This window comes from Mycobacterium sp. E136, assembly GCF_001666865.1.
In the GTDB taxonomy this organism is placed as follows: Bacteria; Actinomycetota; Actinomycetes; order Mycobacteriales; family Mycobacteriaceae; genus Mycobacterium.
Map to the genome: position 1 here is coordinate 1 of NZ_LZJE01000075.1, position 1808 is coordinate 1808.

Here is a 1808-nt window from a genome sequence, read left to right on the forward strand (position 1 = left end):
TCGCCGCCGAGTTCGAAGAAGGAGTCGTCGACGCTGACGCGGTCTAGGCCCAGGACTTGGGCGTAGATGCCGGCCAGGATTTCTTCGATGGCGTTGGCCGGGGCGCGGTAGTGGTCGATATCGGTGTATTCCGGTGCCGGCAGGGCCCGGGTGTCGAGTTTGCCGTTGACCGTCAACGGCAACGCCGCCAGCACCACCACCGCGGTAGGCACCATGTAGCTCGGCAACCGCTCAGCCAGTCGAGCGCGCGCATCGGCCGGATCGGCGCCACCGGTGATGTAACCCACCAACCGTTTATCGCCGGGACGATCCTCACGAGCGATCACCACCGCCTGATCAACCCCATCAAGACCCTGCAACGCCGCCTGAACCTCACCCAGCTCGATGCGATACCCGCGGATCTTGACCTGCTCATCAGCACGACCCACATACACCAACTGGCCATCAACACCCCAGCGCACCAAATCCCCAGTGCGATACATCCGTTGCCCACCGGCCTGCGCCCCGCCAAACGGACACGCCACAAACCGCGACGCCGTCAACCCCGCCCGGCCCACATACCCATAGGCCAACCCCGCACCAGCGACATACAACTCACCGACCACCCCCACCGGCACCGGCCGCAACCACCCATCGAGCACCACAAACCCCAAATGAGCCAACGGCACCCCGATCGGACTGCCCGTGCCCTCCACATCGGTGGCCACGATCTCCCGCAACGACGCATGCACCGTGGTCTCGGTGATGCCATACATGTTCAACAACCGCGGCAACCCCGGATGATGACCCAACCACGGCCGAAGACGATGCGGCTCAAGAGCCTCCCCGCCAAACACCACCGTCTCCAACTTGAGCTGATCACCCAACTCCGGAGCCAACCCATCAGCAGCCTGCAACGCATAAAACGCCGACGGAGTCTGACTGAGCACACTGACCTGCTCAGCAACCAACAACGCATGCAACTCTTCAGGCGAACGCACCACCGCATCGGGCACCACCACCAACCGGCCCCCACCCAACAGCGCCCCAAAGATCTCCCACACCGAAAAATCAAACGCCAACGAATGACACTGCGACCACACCCCCGCACCCGGCACGTCAGCATCCAACGTCTCCAACAACCGAGTCACATTGCGATGCGCAACCGCAACCCCCTTCGGAGTCCCCGTCGTCCCCGAGGTGTAAATCAAATACGCCACATCATCAGGACCCGGACCCGCCAACGCCGAACACGGCTGCTCGGCCAACCCCGCATCCTCAACATCAATGACCACCACCGCATGGCCATCCAACCGCGAACGCAAACCCTCAGTACTGATCACCGCCACCGGAGCCGCATCAGCAAGCACAAAACCAATCCGCGCATCCGGATGCCCCGGATCCAACGGCACATACGCCGCCCCCGCCTTGAGCACCCCCAACATCGCCACCACCGCCTGCGCCGACCGCGGCAACAACAACCCCACCCGCGCACCAGCACCCACACCCCGGCCAACCAACAAATGCGCCAACCGATTCGAAGCCTCATCCAGCTCCCGATACGTCAACGACCGCACCCCGTAACTGATCGCCACCGCATCCGCACCACGAGCCACCTGCTCAGCGAACAACACCGGAATCGACACCGCCGCCGACACACCCTGACCCAACACCACCCGATTGCCCACCTCAGCCAACCGAGCATGCTCACCACCATCAAGCACATCCACCGACGACAACCGCCCACCCGGCTGCGCCGTCATCGCCACCAACACCCGCTCCAACCGACCAACCAACCCACGCACACTGCCCGCATCAAACACATCGGT

Annotated in this window: 1 protein-coding gene; it reads right to left on the reverse strand. The window is 63.4% G+C overall.

Annotation, left to right across the window (positions count from 1 at the left end; genetic code table 11):
* On the reverse strand, positions 1 to 1808 hold a 1808-nt coding region (locus A5698_RS05575), incomplete at both ends, for a non-ribosomal peptide synthetase (protein WP_156670619.1).